This window comes from Arthrobacter liuii (assembly GCF_014639275.1).
Classification (GTDB): Bacteria; Actinomycetota; Actinomycetes; order Actinomycetales; family Micrococcaceae; genus Arthrobacter; species Arthrobacter liuii.
The window spans coordinates 1-22,506 of the sequence record NZ_BMFW01000038.1; the positions used below are offsets into that span (position 1 = coordinate 1).

The window sequence follows — 22,506 nt, forward strand, 5'->3', positions numbered from 1 at the left end:
CTGATCGATGATCTCTCCCGTCACAGGATCGATCATCACCCCTGTTACTGCGGTCGTGGACTCTGACACGGCCGTCTCCTTTCGGATCAGGCCGGACCATCACACACCGTTTTTCTTACAGTCCCCCTCTGCAGGGTTCAGCTATGTGAGGTATTTGAACGGCCATCATCTGCCGTCCTTCAAGGCTACGCTTTTATGGGACCTAAGGTTCCGGTGCGGTGGGTGCCTCTCCTTTAAGGTGGTTAGTTAGCCATTGCCGGTAGGTCGCCGCGAGGTTGTCATTGCGGATGTGTCCGCGTTCCAGCCGCGAAATGATGGAAACCCATTGGCCAAGTTCGCCCGCAAGGGTCGTGATGGTCATTCCGAGGGCGGTCCGCGTCTGTCGGAGGTCGGAGTTATCTGGTGCCGGCCGGGGATTGGTGACTTGGCGGTAGATTTCCCGCGCTGCGTAGCGTTTGAGGCAGCGCATGATTTCGCGTTTACTCTTGCCCTCGGACGTGCGCTTGGCCACTAGTGTAAGGCGTTATTGGCGCGGCCGAAGATGCATGAGGCATGGTTACCCCCGCTGGCCTGCAGTTTTGTTCCCCCATCCCAGGGGCCGGGACCGACCCCGCTGAACTGCCGGGCCCATGGCGGGGAACGGATTACTCTGGCCACTCCTCCGCCGTGATCCACCCGGCGGTGCTGGTATAGGCCGCGAGGAGCCTGCCTTTGCCGAAGGCCGGAACCGGGTCCGGGGAATATAACAACGCCGCGCAACGGCAGCCCAAACCCTGCACGGCTGCTTGCGCGCTGGACAGGATAGTGCTGAAGTCCGGCCCCTCGACCGTAATGTGGCCGACAGTCACGCTGGTCGCGTATTGCAGGAAGAAGGCCATAGCGACATCATGCAGCGACCAATAGTCCGCAGCTAATGCCTAAGACCTGATCTGTTGACCCAGCCCACAACGGGTTCCGGCAAGGGAAATACCTCAAGCTAGGTAGGGCAGCGACCGCGATTGGGAGTGCTGAGTCCGCGGGCAAGCGTCGTGTGCTCTGCCACGGCGAAGTCTTGCCCGAGACGCCTCCCGTTCCGGCACCTGGCGGCGGGATGGGCCCACCAGACGGGAATGACGGTCGGCGAACCGCGGTGTAGATTCATCAACACAGCGTAGGACAACGCGGCTACTGCCCGGGTTGGGTTGATGAGAAAGGCAGTTGTGATGAGCCGGCAGCATTTTGAGGCTTTCGTCTCCCAGGCAATCGATGAAGAGAAGGACAAAGACACCGGACTTGGCACGGATGAGCTGTACGGCCTGTACACGAGCTGGTGTCTGCTGAACAACGAAGAACCTCAGCCTCCCGCAATGCTGTGGGAAGCGCTCAAGGCCCATAACATTACGCCCGGGAACAATCACGTTGGGATGAAGGGACCCGCCGCCGCCGACTACATCATTTCCAGCGCACCGAACCTGGTCTGACCCCGCCCCACGCGGTAAGTGCGCTCCCTTCACGGCCGGTTTCGGTCAATCTGTTGACCGGCCGACAACCTCAGTGGCCGCCTAAGACAATGCTCTCTAGGTCCAAATGAGGGAAATACGGGGAAATGCCCCTGAGAGATTGAAGGCTTAGTTGTTCTGCTTGGGTTGGTTCGCGTCGAAGAAACGCAGGTCGACGCTGATGTGAGCGGCGCCCACCCCGGCTCCTTTTTCGCGGATAAAATCAAGATCTTTGCGGCAAAGAATCATCTGTCCGTGCTCATCGACGTCGAGCTGCCGGTCAGAAGCTTCCTGAACCCGCGCCGTGACCGTGTTCGGAACAAGCACGCACGCAGGATTATCGAAGAGCCACTGACGTGGCCCTAAGTCAAGCCGGTCCCACAGCTCACTGAGCCTCATCCCGTACCGCCCATCCACACCTTTCCTGCCCAACCCGAGCCTGGTTGGGAGGATCCGCCCACAGTAAGTCTCCCACCTAAAGAAATAGTAGCCCGAAGGCAGCCGCCCGTTCCGTCGTAGCTTCGTTTCCAGCGCCTCGGCCTCAACCGCGCCGGCATTGGGCTACCTCCGCTCTCTTGTCCGATTGCTCGGTGAGCCATTGGCGGTAGGTCGCAGCGAGCTTGTCATTGCGGATATGTCCACGTTCCAGCCGCGAAATGATGGAAACCCATTGGCCAAGTTCGCCCGCAACGGTCGTGATGGTCATTCCGATGGCGGTCCGCGTCTGTCGGAGGTCGGAGTTATCTGGTGCCGGCCGGGGATTGGTGACTTGGCGGTAGATTTCCCGCGCTGCGTAGCGTTTGAGGCAGCGCATGATTTCGCGTTTACTCTTGCCCTCGGACGTGCGCTTGAGCACGTAATCCTTGGTCCGTTGACACGATCCCATGCGCACCAGGACCACCTGGTGTAAGGCGTTATTGGCGCTGCGGTCACCGCCCCTACTGAGGCGGTGTCGGGTTGTTTTGCCGGATGAGGCCGGTACTGGGGCGACCCCGACGAGTGAGGCGAACTGGGCTTCGTTTCCCAGACGGTCCGGGTTGTCCCCGAAGGTGATCAACAGCTGGCTGGCTACTTCGGTCCCGACTCCCGGGAGATCGCAAAGCAGCGGAGCGTAGCTGTCGAGGATTTCCTTGAGTGCCGCGTCAGCAGCCTCGATTTCCGTTCCTAGCGCCTGGCAGCGCACTGCCAACGCTTTCAGGGTCAGCAGGGTCACGTACTCGGGGTCAGCCAGATGTCCCGTGGGCCTGGTCCGCTGCAGGGCAGTGATCAGTGCGGGAGTGGCCATCGCCCGGTATTTCGCCCGGATTTTGTCCGGGGCCGAAACGAGGAGCGCCTTGATTTGGTTGATGGCCGCGGTGCGGGCCTTGATGGCTGATGCGCGCCCGGACCGTACGATCCGCAGGCATTCAACCGGGCCGTCCTTGGCCTTCGGGATCGCCCTCGTCCGTCCCTCGAGCACCGACTTGGCCGCCTGATAGGCGTCCAGTGGGTCGGACTTCCCCTTGAGCCGGCGGGCGGCCCGGTTGGGGTTTACCTCCAGCACGGTCAGCCCTTCACCCCGAAGGGTTCTGGCGAGCTCGGCGCCGTAGGACCCTGTGCCTTCGACCCCGACGGCGGTGACTGTGCCGTAGGAGGCGATGAACTCGACGATTTTCCGGTATCCGGACCCCACGGCCAGGAATTCCTTGTCCGCAAGAGGTTTGCCGTGTTCGTTGATCACGGCCACGTGGTGTGTGTCGGCGTGGGTGTCGATACCCGCGATGACTTTCGTTGGTTCGCTTGCCAAGATGGAAATTGCCCCTCAGTCGCGTCGAATGCTGATTGATCGGGCGCGGGCCAGGTGGGCAGACAAAACGGTAACGGGACTGGTCGTATCAGGCTCCTGACTTGTTCCATTGGTGGTGGGATGCTGCGGGATCTGCAGTCTTGTAGCGTCCAGGGTGTCAGCCGGCACAGGTCCGCAAGCTCCTTGCCGCCCGTTGCGAACGGGTTGGCTCACTGATAGCGTGCCGCGCCGCTGACACCCGCCCGGGGCGTGGCTCGACAGAGGCATGCAAACACTTCAAGTCAGGGTGCCCGCCACGGGTGATCCATCACCGACGTCGGCGAAAGGAACCCGGACATGATCGTTATCGGCATCGACCCTCATAAATCCTCCATACCGCCTCAGCCATCGATCCCACGGGTTGTCAGCTCGCGGTGCGGCGTTTCGTGGTCAACGCAGGCACGGCCAAGCAACTGCTGGGATGGGCCGCGCAATGGTCCGAACGCAGATTCGCTATCGAGGGCGCCAACGGTCTCGGCCGCCGAATTGCCCAGATCCTGGTGGCCGGCGGCGAATCCGTGGTCGATGTCCCCTCGACACTGGCCATGAAGGTCAGGGTACTTTCGACCGGCGGTGGCCGTAAGAGCGACCCGGCAGATGCGTTCGCCGTCGCTGTCACTGCACTCCGTCAGGAGCATCTGCGCCCAGTCGCTGCCGAAAACCAGAGCACAATTCTGCGCCTGCTGGCCGAACGCCGCGAAGACCTCGGCCACGAACGCGCCCGGCTGCTCAACCGCCTGCACCGGCTGCTGCGCGAGCTGATACCGGGAGGAGTTGAGCCCGGCCTTAGCGCCGAAAAGGCTGCCGCCGCGATGCGTACCATCCGGCCGGCAACAGCCACCGACGCGGTCAGACGCGAACTCGCCAGGGAATTGCTGGCCGATCTGCGACGCATCGACGCCGGCATCAAAAACAACGAAGCACAAACCCGCGACGCCCTGGCCGCGTCCGCCACGACACTGCAGGAAATCCCAGGAGTCGGGGTCGTCCTCGCGGCGAAACTCCTCGGCCATGTCGGGGACATCACCAGATTCCCCAGCGCCTCACACTTCGCCAGCTACACCGGAACAGCACCCCTGGCCGCCTCCAGCGGCCAACAAAACCGCCACAGACTCAACACCGGAGGCAACCGGCAGCTCAATTCCGTGCTGCACACCATGGCCGTCTGCCAAAGCCGTGACCCCGGACCAGGCCGGGAGTACTACCTGAAGAAAACCGCCGAAGGAAAAACACCCCGCGAAGCCCGCAGGGCACTTAAACGACGCCTCTCCAATGTCCTCTACAGGCGGATCCTGCACGATCACCACCAAGCCCAAAAACTGGCTGCTTGACACACAGAGGCGCTATGAGGTCATGTCCGCCTGGCTCGACACCCCTTTTAGCGGACCTTGAACCGGCGGACAGATCGTCGGAAAGACAGTGCCGCCCGGCACGTCAGTTTTTGGCTGGGTCACGCCGGCTCAAGGACTGTTCCAGTATTACCGCTTTGGCTGCTGTCCTGACGGATTGTACGTGCCCGCTCCGGCCCGTCCAGCCCCTCCTTCGTCGGGGCCTGCGGTGCGCAAATCTTCGACGGCGCTCCTTCGTCGCTGATTTCCTTACGAAGATTTCCGCACCTTGCCCTTTGGGTGGACGGCCCTGCGTCGGGCACAGCTCCGCAAGCTTCGCCAGCAGCCAAAACAACGCGGGGGAGAAGGGGAGCTGGCCGGTCACCACGCACCGCCCCACCCACCCACTTCTCGGACAAAAGAAGGAACAACACCATGACTGAAAAACTGACGATTTCCGGTTCAGCTGACCTGCTCGCCGCCGTTCCGCACCTGCTGGGCACCGAGCCGAAGGAATCCTTCGTCGTGCTCACGCTCCGGGCTGGCATCCTGGGTGCCAGCCTGCGCATGGACGCACCGGCCGAGGCGGCCCCGGAGGATTACGCACAGGTGATGACCACCTACGCAGCCTATGACGAGAAGGCAACGGGCAGTGTCGTCATCGTGTACACCGACGAAGAACCCGGCAGCGGCTACCCGTACGCCGCGCACGTCGCCGCCCTCACGAACGAGCTCGCCACCGCCCGGATGCCCGTCCGCATGGTCCTGCTGGTCACCGCCACCCACTGGGCACCCTACGGAACACCCGAGAGGAACCCGCTGGACGAGGTCCGGGACAGTAACGCCAATGCCACCCTGACCTATTTCGGGTCCGCCCCGGACCTTGATGTGTACAACCCCGCGTTGCTGGGCACATGGGCGCCGCCCGTGGAGGCTCCGGAAGGCACCGACGCGGACCTGGACACCGCCCGCGGGATGTGGGGGGCCGCACTTGACCGTGTCGAGGGAACACCCGGGCCGGACAGCGACACCGCCCGGCAGCTCGCGGCAGCGTTCCAGCACAGGCACATCCGCGACTACCTGTTCCGGGACACCATCAGCACGCACAACGGCAGCTTTGAAGACGTGCTGATGGGCAGGTTCACCGCCCGTCCCGACTGGGACCGCATCGACCGCGCCGAAGCCCTCGCCTTCGCGCTGATGAAGGTCGTCCCGGCCGGGCAGCGCGCCCCGATGCTGACACTGATGGGCTGGCTCCAGTGGCTGAAGGGCCGCGGATCACAAGCTGACCGTTACCTGAAGCTCGCCGCCGAGGACAGTGCAGGGTTCCGCCTCGCCGTGCTGTTGCGGGAAGTGATCACCCAGGGCTACGTCGCTGACGTCGCCAAGGACCCCGGAACCTCCTACCAGCCCCGCATCATCCAGTAGGGGAACGGGCCGGGCCGGATCACCACACGATCCCGGCCCGGCACGTCCGGTGGTGGCGGGCGGCCTCCTCCGCAGGCTCCCCCGGCCGCCGCTCACGCTGGCGCGGGCGCAGCCACAAATCCCCCGAACGCGCAGACAGCACGGCTACAGTGAACACCAGGATCACTGCACCGAACCAGGAAGCGCGCGAGCATGGCAACCGAATACATCCTCACCGAGGACGACAAGCCCGGAGATAACGCCAGCCTCGCCGAGGACATCATCGAACTGAGCCTGCTCACCGCCCGCGAACCCGGCGCGCCGCTGGATGTCGCCTGGGCCCAGGAACACCACAACTTCTAAGCACCCGCAGCGCCGACGCTGCCCTCATTTCTTCCTCGGTCACCTACTACCCGCAAGGGACAAGCTCCGGGCAGAAGGACGGAAGGATCCCTACCGCGGCCGGACACCTTTCGAAACAACCGGCGCAGGAGGACGGGACAAACACTAGCAACACCCTCACCAAAACCCGGGAACCTCCACGCCAAAGATCGGGCGTCCGCTGGCGCGGCCGGCTGTTGGGGCCAGCGGCGCCGTCGCAGGGCTCCGGACCCGCTGGCCCTGTTGTTGACGTCTTCGACGCCTTTTTTTGGCTGCTGTCCTGACGGATTGTACGTGCCCGCTCCGGCCCGTCCAGCCCCTGTCGTTCCTCCCGGGGCCTGCGGTGCGGAAATCTTCGACGGCGCTCCTTCGTCGCTGATTTCCTTACGAAGATTTCCGCACCTTGCCCTCACGGGTGGACGGGCCTCCGTCGGGCACAGCTCCGCAAGCTTCGCCAGCAGCCAAAACAACGCGGGGGGAGAAGGGGAGCTGGCCGGTCACCACGCACCGCCCCACCCACCCACTTCTCGGACAAGAAGGACAGATATTTATGAGCGCAACACCCGTACTGGAAATGCTCGATCCGGCCACTCTGACCGTGGACGTCAATGTCCGCAAGGACGCCGCCCTGACCGCTGACTTCATCGCCAGCATCAAGGAACACGGCGTGATGGAACCGGTCATCGCCCACCGCAAGGACGACGGCACCGTGCACGTGCTGATGGGTCAGCGACGGACCCGCGCGGCCGTCGAAGCGGAGCGTCCGGTGATTCCGGTGATGATCATCGAGTCCCCGGAAGAGGCCGAGCGGATCGTGACGCAGGTGGTGGAGAACATCCAGCGCTCTGAACTGACCGAGGCGGACGAGGCCGACGCCTATCACCAGCTGTCCTTGGTCGGGGTTTCGGCGGCCGCAATCGCGAAGAAGACCGGACGGACCAGGACAAAGGTCGAGTCCTCGTTGAAGGCCAAGTCCTCGGACGCGGGAGCCGCCGCCCTGGGCAAAGGATGGACCCTCGAGGCGGCACTGATCATGGCCGAGTTTGAAGGGGACGTATCAGCGTCTGAGGAGATCGAGTCGGTCATGATGGACGAACCCGATCAGCTCCTGCACGTCGCCCAGCTCCTGCGCGATAAGCGTGAGAGCGCCGCCGCTCTCGCCGCTTTGCAGGAGGAACTTGTTGCGCAGGGCAAGACCATCGTGGAGGACGCCGGGCATTACGCCGACGCCGAGAACCTCTACGTCACCGCCGCTAAAAGGGAGGACGGGGAACCTGCCACGGAAGAGGACGCCAACGCCGTCCTGATCACCACGGACTACCGGGGCCAGCACCGCACGCACCCCGTGATCGCGTCGTGGAAGGACACGGGCTTCGCCCCGAAGTACGAACGCTACGACGGCGGCCAGCAACAGCAGAAGGGCCCCATGACGGAGGAGGCGAAGGCCGAGCGTAAAACGCTGATCGAGCGCAATAAAGCGATGTTGTCCGCGCAGGTGGTCCGCCGTGATTTTGTGACTGGCCTGTTGGCGAAGAAGCAGGCACCGAAGGGATGGCAGTACTTCACCGTCCACGCGATCACCCACCATCCGGAGACGGCCAGCGGCTACGACGGGGAGGTAGCCGCAGGGATGGTCGGGGCCAGGGTGGACGAGGAGAAGACCTGGGCGTGGAACCCGCTCCGCACTCACGTGGCGAAGTCCACGGTACGGCCGGAGTTTTCCCTGATCGCCCTGATCTGTGCCGGGTATGAGAAGACGATCGCGAAGGACTCGTGGCGGTCGCCAAGCCAGACCCACAGGGACTATTTGAACCAGCTGGTGACGTGGGGATACACCGCAAGTGAGGTCGAGAAAATCATCCTCGACAGCGGTACCCCAACGAAGGACGAAGAAGCCTAAAACTCCCGTGCCGGGCGGACCTGAAAATCCGCCCGGCACGGACCCCACGGGCTCATCGCCCGAGGGCCTGGAACCTTTCAAAAGTGGGGCGGTCCGCCGCATGGGGCGAACCACGACAGCGACTCACCAGCGGCGGACCGCCGTTCGCGCACGAATCGCAACCCCTGCCACCGTGGGGCGCTGCACCTGCAGCGGCTGGTATCGTTGTCACCAGATTTCCTTTGTCCGAGGAGAACAAAAAGGGCCGGCTATGCCGGCCCTTTTGTGTGTTCATGAGCGCCCTACCAGGCGAAGGGATGCCGAATGGTCGAACGCTTGGGCGCCTTAGTTCAGCGAAGCCGCCTGCTGCCCATTTGGCTGCGGCGCGTCCGCCTGCAGTGCGGCGGTATCAGTGGCTTTGGTTTTGGGTCTTGCGACGCCGTCCTGCTGCTGCCGGTTCGAGACCGAGTTTTTTGAGTTCTTCGGGGCTCCATCCATCACGGGTTGCCTGAACGTACGCGCGCTTGTCGTCACGCTCTGCTGATGCCAGCTGGTCCTTGAGATCGGTGATGCGCTGCCGTGTTCGGACCAGATTGGTCACGGACTCGATGCGGGAGTCCAGCAGTGCGCGGGCCTGGTTTCGTGTCTGTTCAATGTCGAGGTTCGCCATGGGATCCAGCCTAACGATCGTCTCGGCGGCGGCTTCGCCGGACGCGCCCGTCCCGGCAGGACGTGTCCACGTTCACTGGAGTGTCCTCTGCCAGCAGGCCGGCGTTTCGCGGGTCGTTGAACCAGTCCTGCAGGTAGTCGTCGCAGTAGCTGACGGTCCGTGCTGTGAACTGGAAGTATTCGGGCCCGATGCCCCGCTGCCGCCAGTGCCGCAGCAGGGTGGGGGAGACTCCGTAGTTCCTGGCCACTGTGGTCGGTGAGATGAGAGCCAAAACTGTACCTTTCGTTAACCCTATGCCGCGTTCCTTTCGGCACGCTTGCCGAAACTTGGCCGGTGAAGGAATTGGCCAGTTGGAGTAGCCGGACCGTGGAATACCGGAGCGGAGCGAGGATATGCCGCGAAAGCCGGCTGCGGAGAATTGCCAAGGAAGGACCGGGCAGTAGCCTCACCCAGCCGAAACGGAACGACGCAGTCGTTGAACAAGTCAGACGCGCAGCGTCCTGCAGGGCAGTACCCAGCCAACCACCCGAGCGCCAAATGAAGGCGGAGGTGATTTTCCGGAGCAAGCTAGGTGGTTATGTGCCATAACCCGCGTGTTGATCCACGGCCTGCGGCCGTGGATGCGGCACACTCGTGAGTGTGGCCCGGAGGTTCCGGGGCGCTGCGCTGGGCATGGGGGAGGGGACCGGGATGACTGAAGAGCCGAAGTCTGGTCCAAAGCCGCAGGGCCGGTTCTCCCGCCGCCGCCGCGCGAACATTGACGGTGACACCCAGTACGTGCGGGTGTCGATGTCGGAGTTCGAACGCGCTCAGTTGAAGGTCCTGGAGGGACGGACCGGTCGGAGCCCTTCGGAGATTCTGGTCAGCGCTGCCCTGTACGCGGAGAACTCCGAGTCCCTGGCTGAACGCCGCGCAGCGGCGGTGGAGTTCATGGCGGCCCGCCGCTACCTTGCCGCCTTGTCGAACAACGTCAACCAGCTCGCACGGCACGCGAACGCCACGGACGAATTCCCCGAAGCCGCCCGGACGGTGCTCACGCGGGTGCGGGCGGTCGCTGACCGGATCAATACGATGCTCGATGCGATGGTGCGCTGATGATTCCCAACATCACCAAGGGCGCCCGCATGCACGGGCTCATCGCCTACCTTGCCGGACCGGGCCGCGCCAACGAGCACACCGATCCGCACCTGGTCGCCGGCTCACCGTCGATCATGGCCTGGCACAACGACGACGAACTGAACGCCGACGCAGCGCAGGCCATTGCCAAGGAACTCGACCGTGCCCGCGCCGTCCTGGGCGTCGAGATTCCCGGCGGCCACGTCTGGCACTGCTCCCTGTCGCTGCGCGCCGAAGAAGGCGACCTGACAGATGTGAAGTGGGCTGACATCGCGCAGGACTTCATGGACGAGATGGGATTCACCGAGACCAGCGGACGCGCACCGGCCCAGTGGGTGGCGATCCGTCACGGCCACAGCAAAGCAGGCAACGACCACATCCACATCGCCGCGTCCATGGGCCGCGAAGACGGCACGAAATGGAGCAGCTGGCGCGACTTCCCCCGCGCACAACAAGCCGCCCGGGAGCTGGAGAAAAAGTACGGACTGGAAGAACTCTCACCCACCCATTCCACCCGTGGCCTACGGCCCGGTGAACGTGAAGCCTCCGAACGGCGCGGAGCCCCGGAACCGGAACGCCGCTCTTTGGAACGCAAGGTCCGTGCCTGTGCGACTTCGGCCCAGGATGAGGCCGAATTCATTCGACGATTGCGCCGTGCCGGTGCCCTGGTCAGGCCGCGGTACGCGTCTGGACGTGACGACGTCGTGGTCGGCTACAACGTGGCAGAACAACGTCCCCACAAAGGTGGCCGACCAGTGTGGTTCGGAGGCGGTCACCTCGCCAAAGACCTTGCCCTGCCCAAGCTCCGCGCCGAGTGGCCGGACAGCCCACAAGGTGCCGCCGAGGCGGTCGCAGAATGGCAGGCAGCTGCACGTGGACGACGCCCGGTCACGATCGGCCGTGAAGCCCGCGAACCCGACCCGCAACTGTGGGAGCGGTACAGCGACGAAGTCGCCCGGCTCCGCGAAACACTGCGCTCTGTACCGCTGGACGATCACGCGACCTGGGCACACGTTGCCCGCGAGACATCCGGCGCCTTCGCAGCCTGGTCCACGGCAACCGAGGCAACGCCCGGACCACTCGCAGCAGCAGCCGACGAGCTGTCCAAGACAGCACAACTGCGGCGCTACCCAGTCCGCCCCATCCGCAGCTTTGGACCGTCTGCCCGCGGAGCTTCCCTCATGCTCATGGCAGCCTCGATGGGCGGCACCGGAACCGCCGCGCAGGCAATCATGCTGCGCCAGCTGCTCAACGTCGCCAAGGCAGTCCACGACATGCACAAGGCCTCAAATGATCTGCGCCGAGCACGCCAGATCAGCCACATGGTCAAACACCACCTGAGCCAGGTCGCGGCCGCATTGCCCAGCGTCCCAGCGACAACGCCCACAAAGGATAGCGAAGCGACCGCCGCGGTACGCGCGAGTACAGCCGGCCAGGTTGCCGGCCGGTCCGCGGGCTCCGTTTTGCCGCCGAAATACGTGCAGGCAAGCACCCACGCAGGCACCCGAAGCGGGAGTACCCGCCCGGACATCGAGAGATAACACCAACGAGGGGGAAAACTATGAATGAATCTGACGGCATCGAAGAAGCAATCGAGGGAATGTCCCGCGTAGGGCTGACCATCGCCGGCCGGCTCGGTGAGCAGCTTGCCAGGGCACGCGAGCAAGAGCTGCGCCGCGCCCAAGCAGCCGAGGAACAACAGGCCCGCGAACTGCAGGCCCGGTTCGACGCGGAGCGGGCGGCTGCCCGTGCACAGCTCGCCCCGGTCATGGACAACCGGTGGTGGGACACAGCCACCGGCCGCGACGTCGAAAGGGCACATGAAGCGGTCACCGCGTGGAAGGACCACGACCCGGCGGCGCGCGACGCGGCACAGGTGATCCGCGACCAAGTGCAGCGCCGCTACGGCTTGGACGTGGACAACCTCGGCGCCAATGAAGCAACGGTGGCGGAGGCCCTGGCTAAAGCCGAGCGGGACCGCGAACAGGCAGAACAGGAACACCGTGCCGGCCATGATGAAAACGCCCAGGCTGTGCGACTGCTGGCCGAGGCCGACCGGGAAGACAGGAAACGCGCGGAGGCCGTTGATCGGCCCTCAAAGGAGGACTTGGACGAAGCGCTGGTCTGGCTCCGGGAGACCAAACCCATCGAGGCGCACAACTGGGAGCAGCGGCACAAATTTGCAGACAGCGTAGCCCTGGAGGACGACATGGAAAGGCGGCTGATTGAAGACTGGACAGCCGCCCGTGCCAATCACCGCCCTGAGCAGTTGCGTGACGAAGCAGGAGCCACATACGACTCAGCCGAGCGCCGCCGGGAACTGGCGGCCAGCCTCGAAGGGGTTGCTGACCGCGAGGCTGTACAAGCACGCCTCAATTCCGATCAAGACCAGGCCACACCGCCCAGCGCAGCCGTAGGCAAGGGATCAAGGCCTGCAAAGGCCCGCAAGACGCGCGGAACCAACGGCCTGACAAAGCTCCTTCAAAAGGGCATGAGCCGGTAAGCCCTGCAGGCCGTCCAGCCCAGGAAATCTCACGGGTTGGCCGGGGCCCGCAAACTGGCCCCGGCTGAGTGCTGCTCACATTAGGATGTCCGGGTGACCGCTGAACACGACAAGCGGCCGCTTTCTGACCATCGAGCAGGTCGCCGAAGAACTGAACTGCAAAAGCAGCCTCATCCGGAACCTCATTCATACTGGAGAGCTTCGCGCTTTTCAGGGTGGAGCGAGGGGGCTCTGGCGCGTCGGCCGCCAGGATCTCGAGGACTATGTCGCAGATGCATACCGGCGCACCGGCTGAGCGGATCGCCGCGGGCGAACTGGCGGACGATGTGCCGGAAGGGGAATAGCCACAGTCAGACCCGAATGGGGGCTCCTAGCACTCAAGCAGTAGTAGTAGGAAGCGCATGCTACTACTACTCCTCCTGCTCTTTTCGTGACGCGTATCGTCCCAAGGCTCTTGGGCGGGCGCCGCAAACCGCTCTGCGCCTGGGAGACTGAGGCCACCCACGAGAGATCCCCGCTTACCCAGTCCCGCTGGCCTGGGGGCCTACCCACCATATGGACGGGGGGCCGCGGGCACCGGGGCGGCGGCGCGGTATTTCCAATTAGTAGTAGTAGGAGTAGTTTTGTTACTACTACTACTTTTGAGGGATCGTGAATGAGTTCGAGTGCTAAAGACCGGGTTTTTGCTGCTGCTGAGCAGATCAGCGCCGAGCGGCGCCCCACCGTGTCCACTGTTCGATCTGCTGCGGGCGTTAGTAACGCCGACGCCACCCGCTATCTGAAGGAATGGGCCGAGGAGAAGCAGTCCGCAGGAGGTCAGGTCGCGGCGACCCCGCCGGCCATCCTCGAGCAGGCGGCGCGTCTGGCCGGGGCTGTCTGGGCGGAAGCGTCCACCCTTGCGAACGAGCGCCACGCCGCCACCGGCGAGCTCTGGGCCCGGGAGAAAAAGGAGCTGAATGAAGAGGTCGCCGAGCTTGTTGCCGACCTCGACAAAGTGACGGCCGACAAGGAGTCCGCTGTCTCCGAGCTGGTGGCCAAAATAGAGGAGCTGGAACGCCAGCTAACCACCAATGCCGAGCAGTTAGAACAGGCCCGCTCAGCCGGCCAGGAAGCAACGGCCGAAGCTGCGGCAGCAGCAACCCGGGCGGCCGCCGCGCAGGCCCGCGCGGACGCGCTCCAGGAAGCCCATGACGCGCTGCTGCAGCGCATTACCCCCGAGCAGCCTCAGAGTGGCGAAGAACCTGATGCCTGATCTAGCCGGGACCCCTCTGCCAACGGCCAGCAGTCCTGCAGCCGCCAGCGGTGGGCGGCCTACCGGGGCGGCGCTCGGAAGATGGCCTTGATTTCACGGGCGAGCTCCGAGGACCGGTAGACCGTACAGTTCGGCTACACGGTGGAATTCAGGGTCCGGTCCGACATTTTCGGAGGTCAGCTGCAGGAGGCCGTTGCGGCTGGGGGAGAGGCCTTCGTCAGCCCGTCGGTCCCAGTAGGCCCAGCACCTGCCAGTCAGTGTTTTTGATGGGTAGCTGATACCCAGTGGTTCTGAGCCATCGTCTAACATCGTTCCGCGGATGACGTGCGCGAGCAGGGTTGTCAGATCACGGTCGTCACCGGTGAGGGAGCCGGCTGTGAGGAGCTGCAGGCGTTCGGTCAGCCCCGCCGTGGTTGGTGTGAGGGCTTCAAGGGCGCGGAGGGTGGCCGCGTCGTCTATCTGAACCCACCACCCCTGACCAGGGAGGCGAATTTCGTAAATCGAACGGTCCATTTGCCAGTCCACGGATATGGCCCATGGGACGGCAATCCCGTTCTCCTCGGCCTGGGCTCGGACACTGGTGATGTAGTCCTCGACCGTCCATCCGATGGATTCAGCGGCCTTGGCTACGGACGCGCGTTGCTGCCGGAAGCCGAGCAACACCTCGGCGTAGGCGCACTGGCGGGAGTCGGCGAGGTAGATCGTCGAGCCCATGCTGTCGTACCGTCCCCGGGAATCGCTGGTCGCGGCCGTTCCGATGGGCATCGGGCCAACGATGGAATTCTTCCTGACCGACAACGCACCGTAGCGGTCCTTCGCCACCCTGAACGAAACCTGGCCAGCGGCCTGGACAAGGGTGAGCCCCGTCGAGGCGCACCGGCGCCCCTTGGTGGTCGTGATCATGCGGCGTAGGTGTCATTCACGAATGCTTCGGCGGCTCCCAAAACCTCACGGGAACGCAGCTGCTGAATGTAAAGGACAGGAAGTTCCTCGTCCAGGCGCGGGTTGGCACCCATCAGCCAGGCCAACGCGACATGCTTTCCTTCAGCGAGCTCAAGTGTCTTCCAGACGCGATGACCCAGGCGCAGGCGGGACTCGACTTCCGGGCGGGGCTCCGGGCCGTCAGGCTTGGCCCAGCGGAACGGAGACGTGCGGTCCTTCACGCCGGCCATGGTCTGGACGACCGTCGTACCCAGATTCTCATTGAGTTCGCGCACAAGGTCGTGAATGTTCATCCGGGTGGTCCCCAGATGAATGTCATGCCGGGTCGTTGCTTCCATGCCTCCATTGTCCCTGCACTGCAAGGCTAAAGCAACTGAAAAGCAACATGAAAGCAAGCGGGCGCCGATCGTCCGGACTTTCACGTCTTTGATCTGCCGGCCGGCGCCGTAAAGCCTCCTGGCTGGGCAGGAAACTATAGGCGTGCTCCTCGGGATGGAGAGCGTTTACTCTGCTGGGCAACCGCACCGGCGCGTGTGATTGTCCGCTTGTTAGGACGCTGGAGAGACGGACGCAGGACGCAGTTCCAGATGGCTGCGCCAGGCCTGCTCTCCGGCGGCGTACTCCACGGTCCATTCATCGACGCCGACCCGCTCGACGATGACGGCAGAGTCCCAGGTTGAACGATCGTGCCGCAGCACCTCCACCGCTGTCTCGTCAGGGAAAGGGTTGTGGTCGCCCAGGTACTCCCGGACGGTCTCATCAAGTGGGGTTGGCCCGCCATGCGGGGCTGCGTTGACCCACTGTTCCAATGGACCGGTGCTTGCCCACTGCGCCGCGAGTCCTGCCACATAGTTGTCCTCGGTGCCGCTCATGACAACCCGCTTCCTTCAGTAGTGGTGCTGCTCAATCATGTCTGTACCTTGCCATGTCCATCCTGCCCCCAGCCACCGTTCCTGAATGTGGAGCCGTCCAGAAAACTGGACTCGCCGCAGGAGGTTTGTTGGCCACGTTCCTGCCAACGAAACATGCGCCCAAGTGTGGCCAGGGGTTTATGCCGCAAGTATTGCAACGAGCCACGACATGGGGGGCCGCTGATGTTGCTTTGAGGCTGGATTTGATACTCTAAATTGACGGCTCATTTGTCCTATCAAACTGACAACTTGACATAATATCCACTATCGGCTCTTTGAAAACGGCGGGGGAGTGCCTGCAGAAGGGGCTATTTCCGATCGTCATTCCTGCCTTTCCGCCTGGGGATTCCAGTAGGCGGCAGGCGGCCGTCTTTCCTTCCGGGACGAGTCCCTGGCGGGCAGCGACCGGTTGCCGACATTCACAAGCCCGTTGCCGTCAGCCTTCGCACTCTATGCAGTACGACTGGCCGTTCTTCTCGCGCGCGAGCTGGGACCGGCGCTGGACCAGAAAACAGGAAGCGCAGGTGAACTCGTCCGCGCCCTGCGGGACGACGTGGACGATGAGCTCTTCGGAGACTATTTCACCGCCGGGAGTGAGCCCTTCATCGAGGGCGTCGGCTTCGTCCAGCTCGGTGACGACGCTGCCGGCTTGTCACCGACGCGTTAGCTTTACTTGGTTGCGTCCTGCAGATCGTCCTTGCGGGAAGGAAGCACGAGGAGGGCGTCCCCGACGGCGCGTTCTGCGCCACCTGAGGGGCTGTTGAGGACGGTTCCGCCGGCAACAGCTGTGGTTGAGCCGCCGCCATCCAAATTCATGGCCTGGACCATGCCCAGCGACGAGGCGACGTCGGCTTCTTCCTTCAGGCTCAGGCCCAGGGATGCTGTTGAGCGTCCGTCGGCGGTGACCAGAATGGTGTCACCCTGGGCGTCGGTGCCGGCGAAGGTGCGGGGGTTCCGCTTGTGAACCCAGCCGTAGTAGAAGCTGTTCCCGTCATTGGGGTGGACCATGCCGTCCTGCTTAACGGTGACGTCCTCCTGGCCATTCTTGACGAGCACGGGTCCGCCGTTGACGACGCTGGTGGCTTTGTCGGTGTGGAGCATCTTGCCTCCCTGGCCGGCGAGCCCGGTGCCGATTTTCAGTTTGGCGCCGACCGGTGCCAGCATGCGGAGCTTCGCGACATCATTACCCGTGGCCTGGACGGTGTGGCCACCGGCAGGGACGGCCTCGCCGCGGGTCTCCGAGACGGCTGTGACGGTGTCGTGGCTGTCCACCGCGACCTCAAGACCGGGACCTGCGGGTGTGTACGGACCGAACTCGGGGATGAAGGCGACGAGCTCGTTGGCGTTCGTGCAGGTGACGTCCTGCAGCGCGAGCGGGCCCTGTCCTCCCAACTGCAACAGACTGCGTGGCATCGCGCGGATTTGACGGCGTTTCTTCCCTCGCCATGCCGGCTGCATCCAATGTGCAAGAAGGCGTGCCTGGTCCGACCGCGCCCGATTCCGGATTCTAAACGCCACGTTCGGCGCATGCCGGCGTATAGAAGCCATCCGGGTTTCGAAATGTGACGGCACCATTGGTGATCGGGATGCCGTATCGGGTTTAGTTGGTATTGACCCATCCCGAGCGGCCGAGATACCTGGATCTATGAAACCGCAGCAACCCCTTGGTGCCGTCAAGGCATCCGGAAGGTGCTAATGCCAGGATCGATGGAGCTATTTCATGACGATTTACCCCCTAACTTCCGCTGTACCCATCCCCCCTGTTGCCCAGCCTGGTGCCGCTGAACAGGCGAAAGCCCAATCGCAGGAACCCGCCGGGGAAACCGCGCGCCGGATCGTCTTTTGGGAAGAGGCGGCCCGCGACCTCGATTGGGCCACTCCCTGGCACACCTCCCACACGTGGGAGCCGGCGCGCCCGCTTGAAACGTCCGTCCGCGAACCGGCCCTGAACCCGTCCGTCGCTGAGCAGTCGCCGGCGGCCGAACTCCTGTTGACAGTCCCCCTCACGGTCCCGAAAATCGAGTGGTTCGCCGGCGGCCGGTTGAACGTGGCGGTGAACTGCGTGGAACGCCACGTGGCGGCCGGCCGGGGAGCCAAGGTGGCCCTGTACTTTGAGGGCGAGCCTGGCGACCGGCGTGCCATCACCTATGCGGAGCTCCAGCAGGAGGTTTCCCGGGCCGCCAACGCTCTGCTTAGCCTCGGGATCGGCAAGGGCGACCGGGTGGTCATCTACTTGCCGGTGATCCCGGAAACGGTCATCATCACGCTGGCCGTGGCCCGGATCGGTGCCATCCACTCCTTGGTCTTCGGCGGGTTTTCCGCAGAGGCACTGCGCTTCCGGGTCGAGGACACCGGCGCGAAGCTGCTGGTTACCACGGACGGGCAGTACCGCCGCGGCAGGGCGGTTCCGGTCAAGGCGAACGCGGATGCCGCCATCGCCGGGGAAAATGCGGTCGAGCATGTGCTGGTGGTCCGCCGGACCGGCTCCGATGTGGACTGGACCCCGGGCCGGGACGTGTGGTGGCACGACGCCGTCGGCACCGCCAGCCCGGAGCACCAGGCCGAGGCCTTCGACGCGGAAACGCCGTTGTTCATCATGTATACCTCCGGCACGACCGGCAAGCCCAAGGGACTGGTGCATACCTCCGGCGGCTACCTGACCCAGGCGGCCTGGAGCTACCGGCACCTTTTCAGCCATCCGGACCCTTCCCAGCGGGACGCGGATGTGCACTGGTGCACGGCGGACCTGGCCTGGGTCACGGCACACACCTACGAGATCTACGGTCCGTTGGCCAACGGCGCCACCCAGGTCATCTACGAGGGCACGCCGAACACCCCGGACCCGGGCCGGCACTTCGAGATCATCGCCCGCTACGGCGTCACCAGCTACTACACCGCCCCCACCCTGGTCCGCTCCCTGATGGGCTGGTTCCCGGACGGGGTACCGGCCGGTTACGACCTATCCTCGATCCGCCTGCTGGGCACCGTGGGCGAGGCCATCAATCCGGAGGCCTGGCGCTGGTTCCGCACGCACGTTGGTGGCGGCACGACCCCGGTGGTGGACACCTGGTGGCAGTCCGAGACCGGCGCCACGGTCCTGTCCCCATCCCAGACGGACACCGGGTTCAAGCCCGGCTGCGCCTCGCGCGCACTTCCCGGCCTGAGCGTCAAAATCGTCGACGACGACGGCGTCCAGATTCCGGCAGGCGTGCAGGGCCATATCGTGGTGGACGGGACCGGGCCGGGCATGGCCCGCACGGTCTGGGGGGATCCGCAGCGCTACCTCGATTCCTACTGGCGCAAGTACGCCCGGCAGGGGTACTTCCTGGCCGGCGACGGTGCGAAGTACGACGGCGACGGCGACATCTGGATCCTGGGCCGCACCGATGACGTGCTGAACGTCTCCGGGCACCGGCTCTCCACGATCGAGATCGAGTCGGCCCTGGTGTCGCATCCGCTGGTGGTGGAGGCCGGCGTGGCGCCGGTGGCCGATCCGCTGACCGGCCACGCCATCGCCGCCTTCGTCGTCCTGCCGCCCGGTACCGCCACACCGTCCGGCGCGGATCTGACCGAGGAACTGCGCGCTCATGTGGCTGGGGAGATTGGCCCGATCGCCAAGCCAGCGGCCGTCATCGTCGTTCCCGACGTCCCCAAGACCCGCTCCGGCAAGATCATGCGCCGGTTGCTCACCCAACTCTACGAGGGCACCGCCCTGGGGGACACCACCTCACTGCAGAACGAAGCATCCATTGCCGGCATTGTTGCCGCCCTGGCCCAACGGAAGAAGGAAACCCTATGAGCAGCACACCCCGGATCGACCTCTCCACCCCGCTCAAATTCGCGTACTGGGTGCCCAATGTCTCCGGCGGCCTCGTGGTCAGCACCATTGAGCAGCGCACGGACTGGAGCTTCGAGTACAACAAGAAGCTCGCCCGGATCGCGGAGCACAGCGGCTTTGAATACGCCCTGACACAGACCCGCTACGCCGCCTCCTACGGGGCGGAAAAGCAGCACGAGGCCACCAGTTTCTCGCTGGCCCTGCTGGGCGCCACCGAACGGCTGAAGGTGATCTCGGCCGTTCATCCAGGCATGTGGCACCCCGGGGTGCTGGCCAAGTTCATGATCACCGCCGACCACCTCTCCAACGGCCGGGCCGCAGTGAACATTGTCTCCGGCTGGCTCAAGGACGAGTTTGTGAACTTCGGGCTGCCATGGCTGGAGCATGATGAACGCTATGTTCGCACCGAGGAGTTTATCCGGGTGCTGCGCGGCCTGTGGACCGAGCAGGGCTACTCCCAGGACGGGAAATACTACAACATCAACAACTTCACCCTGAACCCGGCCCCGGTGGATGTGCCCGGCCGGGCGCACCCGGAGATCTTCTTCGGCGGCAACTCCACCGCGGCCCAGGCCACTGCCGGCCGCGTGGCCGACTGGTACTTCTCGAACGGCAAGGACCTGGAGGGCTTCAGCGAGAACATTGCCGGGGTCACGGCCGCCGCGGCGCCGGCCGGCCGCCGACCCCGCTTCGGCCTCAACGGCTTCGTGATCGCCCGCGAAAGCGAGAAGGAGGCCCGGGAAACGCTGCGCGAGATCGTCGCCAAGGCGCACAAGCCCGCCGTCGAAGGCTTCCGGGAGGCCGTCCAGGAGGCAGGCGCATCCACCAAGGACAAAAAGGGCATGTGGGCCGATTCCACCTTCGAGGACCTGATCCAGTACAACGACGGCTTCAAGACCCAGCTGATCGGCACCCCCGAGCAGATCGCCAGCCGGATCGTGGAGTACAAGAAGCGCGGCGTGAAACTGTTCCTGACCTGCTACCTGCATTTCCAGGAGGAGGTGGAGGCATTCGGCCGGGACATCCTGCCGATTGTGCGCGAGCTGGAGGCGGAGGCTGCCCGCTCGGCGGGCACCGAGCTCAACACAGACCTGCTCCCCGTTACCGCCCTGCAGGGAGTGTCCGACTGATGGCCGAACGCCCCTTCGGATTCCGGACCCGTTCGCTGCACGCCGGCGGCACGCCCGACGCCGAACACGGCGCCCGCGCGGTCCCGATCTACCAGACCACCTCCTTCGTCTTCAAGGACACCGAGGACGCCGCCAGCCTCTTCGCGCTGCAGAAGTACGGCAACATCTACTCCCGGATCGGCAACCCGACGGTGGCCGCCTTCGAGGAGCGCATCGCCTCCCTCGAGGGCGGGATCGGGGCCGTCGCGACCTCCTCGGGCATGTCCGCAGAGTTCATCACCTTCGCGGCGCTGGCCGGCAGCGGCGACCACATCGTCGCCTCCTCCCAGCTCTACGGGGGAACCATCACCCAACTCGATGTCACGCTGCGCCGCTTTGGTGTGGAGACGACATTTGTGCCCGGCACGGACCCGGCGGACTATGCCGCGGCCATCCGGGAGAACACCAAGGCCGTGTACGCGGAGATCGTCGCCAACCCCTCCGGGGAAATTGCCGACATTGCCGGGCTGGCCACGGTGGCGCACGAGGCCGGTGTACCCCTGGTAGTTGACGCCACACTGTCCACGCCGTACCTGGTCCGGCCCATAGAACACGGTGCCGACATCGTTATCCACTCCGCCACCAAATTCATCGGCGGACACGGCACCACACTGGGCGGCGTCGTCGTCGAATCCGGAAAGTTCAACTGGGGCAACGGAAAGTTCCCCACCATGACCGAGCCGGTGGGCTCCTACGGCAACGTCTCCTGGTGGGAGAACTTCGGCGAGTACGGCTTCTTGACCAAACTCCGCTCCGAGCAGCTGCGCGACATCGGACCGGCCCTGACGCCGCTGGCCGCCTTCCAGCTGCTGCAGGGCGTGGAAACCCTGCCGCAGCGCCTTGATGAGCACCTGAAGAACGCACTGGCCGTGGCGCAGTGGCTGGAGGAGGACCCGCGGGTGGCCTACGTGAACTACGCCGGGTTGCCCTCGCACATCCACCATGAGCGTGCCCGCACGTATCTGCCGTTGGGCCCGGGGTCCGTGTTTTCCTTCGGCGTGGTCGGCGGCCGCGCCGCGGGACGGAAGTTCATCGAGTCACTGCAGCTTGCCAGCCACCTGGCCAATATCGGCGATTCGCGCACCCTGGTGATCCATCCCGGCTCCACCACACACCAGCAGCTCTCCGCGGAACATCTGGAAGCGGCAGGCATCCCGGAGGACCTGGTCCGGATCTCGGTGGGGCTGGAGGACCTGGAAGACATCCTTTGGGACCTGGACCAGGCCCTCGCCCAGTCCCAGCTGGTTTCCGGCGGCGCACCACAGGTCACAAACGAGGGTTCCGAGGCCCAGGAGGTCAAAGCATGAGCACCGAACCAACCGCCCGTAACTGGCAGAGCCCCTCCGCCGCCGAACGCCTGCAGATCCTGCAGCATGCCAAGTCCATCGCCATCGTCGGAGCCTCGGACAAACCATCCCGCGCCTCCTACTTCGTAGCGACCTATCTCTCCTCCACCCCGTACCGGCTCTACTATGTGAACCCGGTGGTCAAAGAGATCCTGGGCCGGCGCACCTACGCGTCGCTGGCCGAGGTACCCGAACCGGTGGACATCGTGGACGTCTTCCGCAGGCACGAAGATCTCCCCGGGGTCCTGCAGGAAGCCATCGATGCGGGAGCCAAGAATCTTTGGCTGCAGCTCGGATCCTGGCACGAGGACGTCGCGTTCGCCGCGGAGGCGGCCGGTCTGGGCGTGGTCATGGACCGCTGCGTGAAGATTGAGCATGCCCGCTTCCACGGCGGCCTGCACCTGGCCGGCTTCAACACCGGCGTCATCTCCTCCAAACGACAGGTGCTCGCCTAGGCACCC

At 64.5% G+C, this 22,506-nt stretch carries 23 protein-coding genes, 2 pseudogenes and 1 riboswitch; of the genes and pseudogenes, 14 read left to right on the forward strand and 11 right to left on the reverse strand.

Translation table 11 applies throughout. The features are described from left to right. Positions 1-202: 202 nt before the first annotated feature. Positions 203-511, reverse strand: a pseudogene (locus tag IEW19_RS20720) (helix-turn-helix domain-containing protein); the annotation flags it as partial. A 133-nt stretch (positions 512-644) separates the two neighbouring features. Continuing rightward, on the reverse strand, positions 645-878 hold the full coding sequence (locus tag IEW19_RS20725; protein ID WP_188573464.1) for a hypothetical protein: 234 nt from the start codon (positions 876-878) through the stop codon (positions 645-647). 324 nt (positions 879-1,202) lie between these two features. On the opposite strand from IEW19_RS20725, the gene IEW19_RS20730 reads away from it, so the two are divergent. Continuing rightward, on the forward strand, positions 1,203-1,460 hold the full coding sequence (locus tag IEW19_RS20730; protein WP_188573465.1) for a hypothetical protein: 258 nt from the start codon (positions 1,203-1,205) through the stop codon (positions 1,458-1,460). A 147-nt stretch (positions 1,461-1,607) separates the two neighbouring features. On the opposite strand, the gene IEW19_RS20735 is transcribed toward IEW19_RS20730, so the two are convergent. After that, positions 1,608-1,805, reverse strand: coding sequence for a hypothetical protein (locus tag IEW19_RS20735; protein ID WP_188573466.1), 198 nt, complete (start codon positions 1,803-1,805; stop codon positions 1,608-1,610). Between the two features lie 214 nt (positions 1,806-2,019). After that, positions 2,020-3,267 carry an IS110 family RNA-guided transposase gene (locus tag IEW19_RS20740; RefSeq protein WP_444541733.1) on the reverse strand — a complete coding sequence of 416 codons (1,248 nt, stop codon included), beginning with the start codon at positions 3,265-3,267 and terminating at the stop codon, positions 2,020-2,022. A 422-nt stretch (positions 3,268-3,689) separates the two neighbouring features. Here IEW19_RS20740 and IEW19_RS20745 point away from each other — a divergent pair, with 422 nt between their 5' ends. The 4 genes from IEW19_RS20745 (at position 3,690) to IEW19_RS20760 (ending at position 8,319) form a co-directional block, all read left to right on the forward strand. Continuing rightward, complete coding sequence (locus IEW19_RS20745; RefSeq protein ID WP_229748634.1) at positions 3,690-4,634, forward strand: IS110 family RNA-guided transposase; 945 nt, start codon at positions 3,690-3,692, stop codon at positions 4,632-4,634. A 432-nt stretch (positions 4,635-5,066) separates the two neighbouring features. Further along, entirely contained in the window at positions 5,067-6,059 is a 993-nt protein-coding gene (locus IEW19_RS20750) for a DUF4192 domain-containing protein (protein ID WP_188573468.1), read from the forward strand. 192 nt (positions 6,060-6,251) lie between these two features. After that, on the forward strand, positions 6,252-6,401 hold the full coding sequence (locus IEW19_RS20755) for a hypothetical protein (RefSeq protein ID WP_188573469.1): 150 nt from the start codon (positions 6,252-6,254) through the stop codon (positions 6,399-6,401). Positions 6,402-6,969: 568 nt separating this feature from the next. Beyond that, on the forward strand, positions 6,970-8,319 hold the full coding sequence (locus IEW19_RS20760; RefSeq protein WP_188573470.1) for a ParB/RepB/Spo0J family partition protein: 1,350 nt from the start codon (positions 6,970-6,972) through the stop codon (positions 8,317-8,319). Between the two features lie 388 nt (positions 8,320-8,707). On the opposite strand, the gene IEW19_RS20765 is transcribed toward IEW19_RS20760, so the two are convergent. Next, positions 8,708-8,968 carry a hypothetical protein gene (locus IEW19_RS20765; RefSeq protein WP_188573471.1) on the reverse strand — a complete coding sequence of 87 codons (261 nt, stop codon included), beginning with the start codon at positions 8,966-8,968 and terminating at the stop codon, positions 8,708-8,710. A gap of 10 nt (positions 8,969-8,978) precedes the next feature. Then, a complete protein-coding gene (locus IEW19_RS20770; RefSeq protein WP_188573472.1) occupies positions 8,979-9,239 on the reverse strand; it encodes a helix-turn-helix transcriptional regulator in 261 nt (86 codons plus the stop codon). A gap of 419 nt (positions 9,240-9,658) precedes the next feature. Between IEW19_RS20770 and mobC the strand changes: the two genes are divergently transcribed. The 5 genes from mobC (at position 9,659) to IEW19_RS20795 (ending at position 13,839) form a co-directional block, all read left to right on the forward strand. Further along, on the forward strand, positions 9,659-10,063 hold the full coding sequence (gene mobC, locus IEW19_RS20775) for a plasmid mobilization relaxosome protein MobC (RefSeq protein ID WP_188573473.1): 405 nt from the start codon (positions 9,659-9,661) through the stop codon (positions 10,061-10,063). Then, the gene (locus tag IEW19_RS20780) at positions 10,063-11,625 is read left to right on the forward strand and encodes a relaxase/mobilization nuclease domain-containing protein (RefSeq protein WP_188573474.1); all 1,563 of its coding nucleotides are present in this window, start codon (positions 10,063-10,065) and stop codon (positions 11,623-11,625) included. Before mobC ends, IEW19_RS20780 begins: the two co-directional genes overlap by 1 nt. Positions 11,626-11,645: 20 nt before the next feature. Then, positions 11,646-12,587, forward strand: coding sequence for a hypothetical protein (locus IEW19_RS20785; RefSeq protein WP_188573475.1), 942 nt, complete (start codon positions 11,646-11,648; stop codon positions 12,585-12,587). 172 nt (positions 12,588-12,759) lie between these two features. Further along, positions 12,760-12,882 (forward strand): hypothetical protein, encoded by a 123-nt coding sequence (locus IEW19_RS23730; RefSeq protein ID WP_229748636.1) that lies wholly within the window; start codon positions 12,760-12,762, stop codon positions 12,880-12,882. Positions 12,883-13,242: 360 nt separating this feature from the next. Continuing rightward, entirely contained in the window at positions 13,243-13,839 is a 597-nt protein-coding gene (locus IEW19_RS20795) for a DNA-binding protein (protein WP_175319704.1), read from the forward strand. Positions 13,840-13,932: 93 nt separating this feature from the next. Here IEW19_RS20795 and IEW19_RS20800 read toward each other — a convergent pair whose 3' ends face one another. The 5 genes and pseudogenes from IEW19_RS20800 to IEW19_RS20820 all read right to left on the reverse strand — a co-directional run bounded on the left by IEW19_RS20800 (position 13,933) and on the right by IEW19_RS20820 (position 17,105). Beyond that, positions 13,933-14,742, reverse strand: a complete 810-nt coding sequence (locus IEW19_RS20800; RefSeq protein ID WP_188573476.1) for a hypothetical protein — start codon at positions 14,740-14,742, stop codon at positions 13,933-13,935. Then, positions 14,739-15,119, reverse strand: coding sequence for a hypothetical protein (locus tag IEW19_RS20805; protein WP_012311538.1), 381 nt, complete (start codon positions 15,117-15,119; stop codon positions 14,739-14,741). The genes IEW19_RS20800 and IEW19_RS20805 overlap by 4 nt, the downstream gene beginning before the upstream one ends. Before the next feature lie 210 nt (positions 15,120-15,329). Further along, positions 15,330-15,653, reverse strand: coding sequence for a hypothetical protein (locus IEW19_RS20810; protein ID WP_188573477.1), 324 nt, complete (start codon positions 15,651-15,653; stop codon positions 15,330-15,332). A gap of 475 nt (positions 15,654-16,128) precedes the next feature. After that, positions 16,129-16,341, reverse strand: a pseudogene (locus IEW19_RS20815) (DUF4193 family protein); the annotation flags it as partial. 20 nt (positions 16,342-16,361) lie between these two features. Beyond that, entirely contained in the window at positions 16,362-17,105 is a 744-nt protein-coding gene (locus IEW19_RS20820; protein WP_229748635.1) for a phosphodiester glycosidase family protein, read from the reverse strand. Positions 17,106-17,304: 199 nt separating this feature from the next. Beyond that, positions 17,305-17,406, forward strand: a riboswitch (SAM riboswitch). A 6-nt stretch (positions 17,407-17,412) separates the two neighbouring features. On the opposite strand from IEW19_RS20820, the gene acs reads away from it, so the two are divergent. From acs to IEW19_RS20840, 4 genes are read left to right on the forward strand one after another with little or no spacing between them, the layout of a single operon-like run. Beyond that, positions 17,413-19,491 carry an acetate--CoA ligase gene (acs, locus tag IEW19_RS20825; protein WP_188573478.1) on the forward strand — a complete coding sequence of 693 codons (2,079 nt, stop codon included), beginning with the start codon at positions 17,413-17,415 and terminating at the stop codon, positions 19,489-19,491. After that, complete coding sequence (gene sfnG, locus IEW19_RS20830) at positions 19,488-20,660, forward strand: dimethylsulfone monooxygenase SfnG (RefSeq protein WP_188573479.1); 1,173 nt, start codon at positions 19,488-19,490, stop codon at positions 20,658-20,660. Before acs ends, sfnG begins: the two co-directional genes overlap by 4 nt. Beyond that, positions 20,660-22,006 (forward strand): O-acetylhomoserine aminocarboxypropyltransferase/cysteine synthase family protein, encoded by a 1,347-nt coding sequence (locus IEW19_RS20835; protein WP_188573480.1) that lies wholly within the window; start codon positions 20,660-20,662, stop codon positions 22,004-22,006. Before sfnG ends, IEW19_RS20835 begins: the two co-directional genes overlap by 1 nt. Beyond that, positions 22,003-22,500, forward strand: a complete 498-nt coding sequence (locus IEW19_RS20840) for a CoA-binding protein (RefSeq protein WP_188573481.1) — start codon at positions 22,003-22,005, stop codon at positions 22,498-22,500. The genes IEW19_RS20835 and IEW19_RS20840 overlap by 4 nt, the downstream gene beginning before the upstream one ends. Positions 22,501-22,506 lie beyond the last annotated feature (6 nt).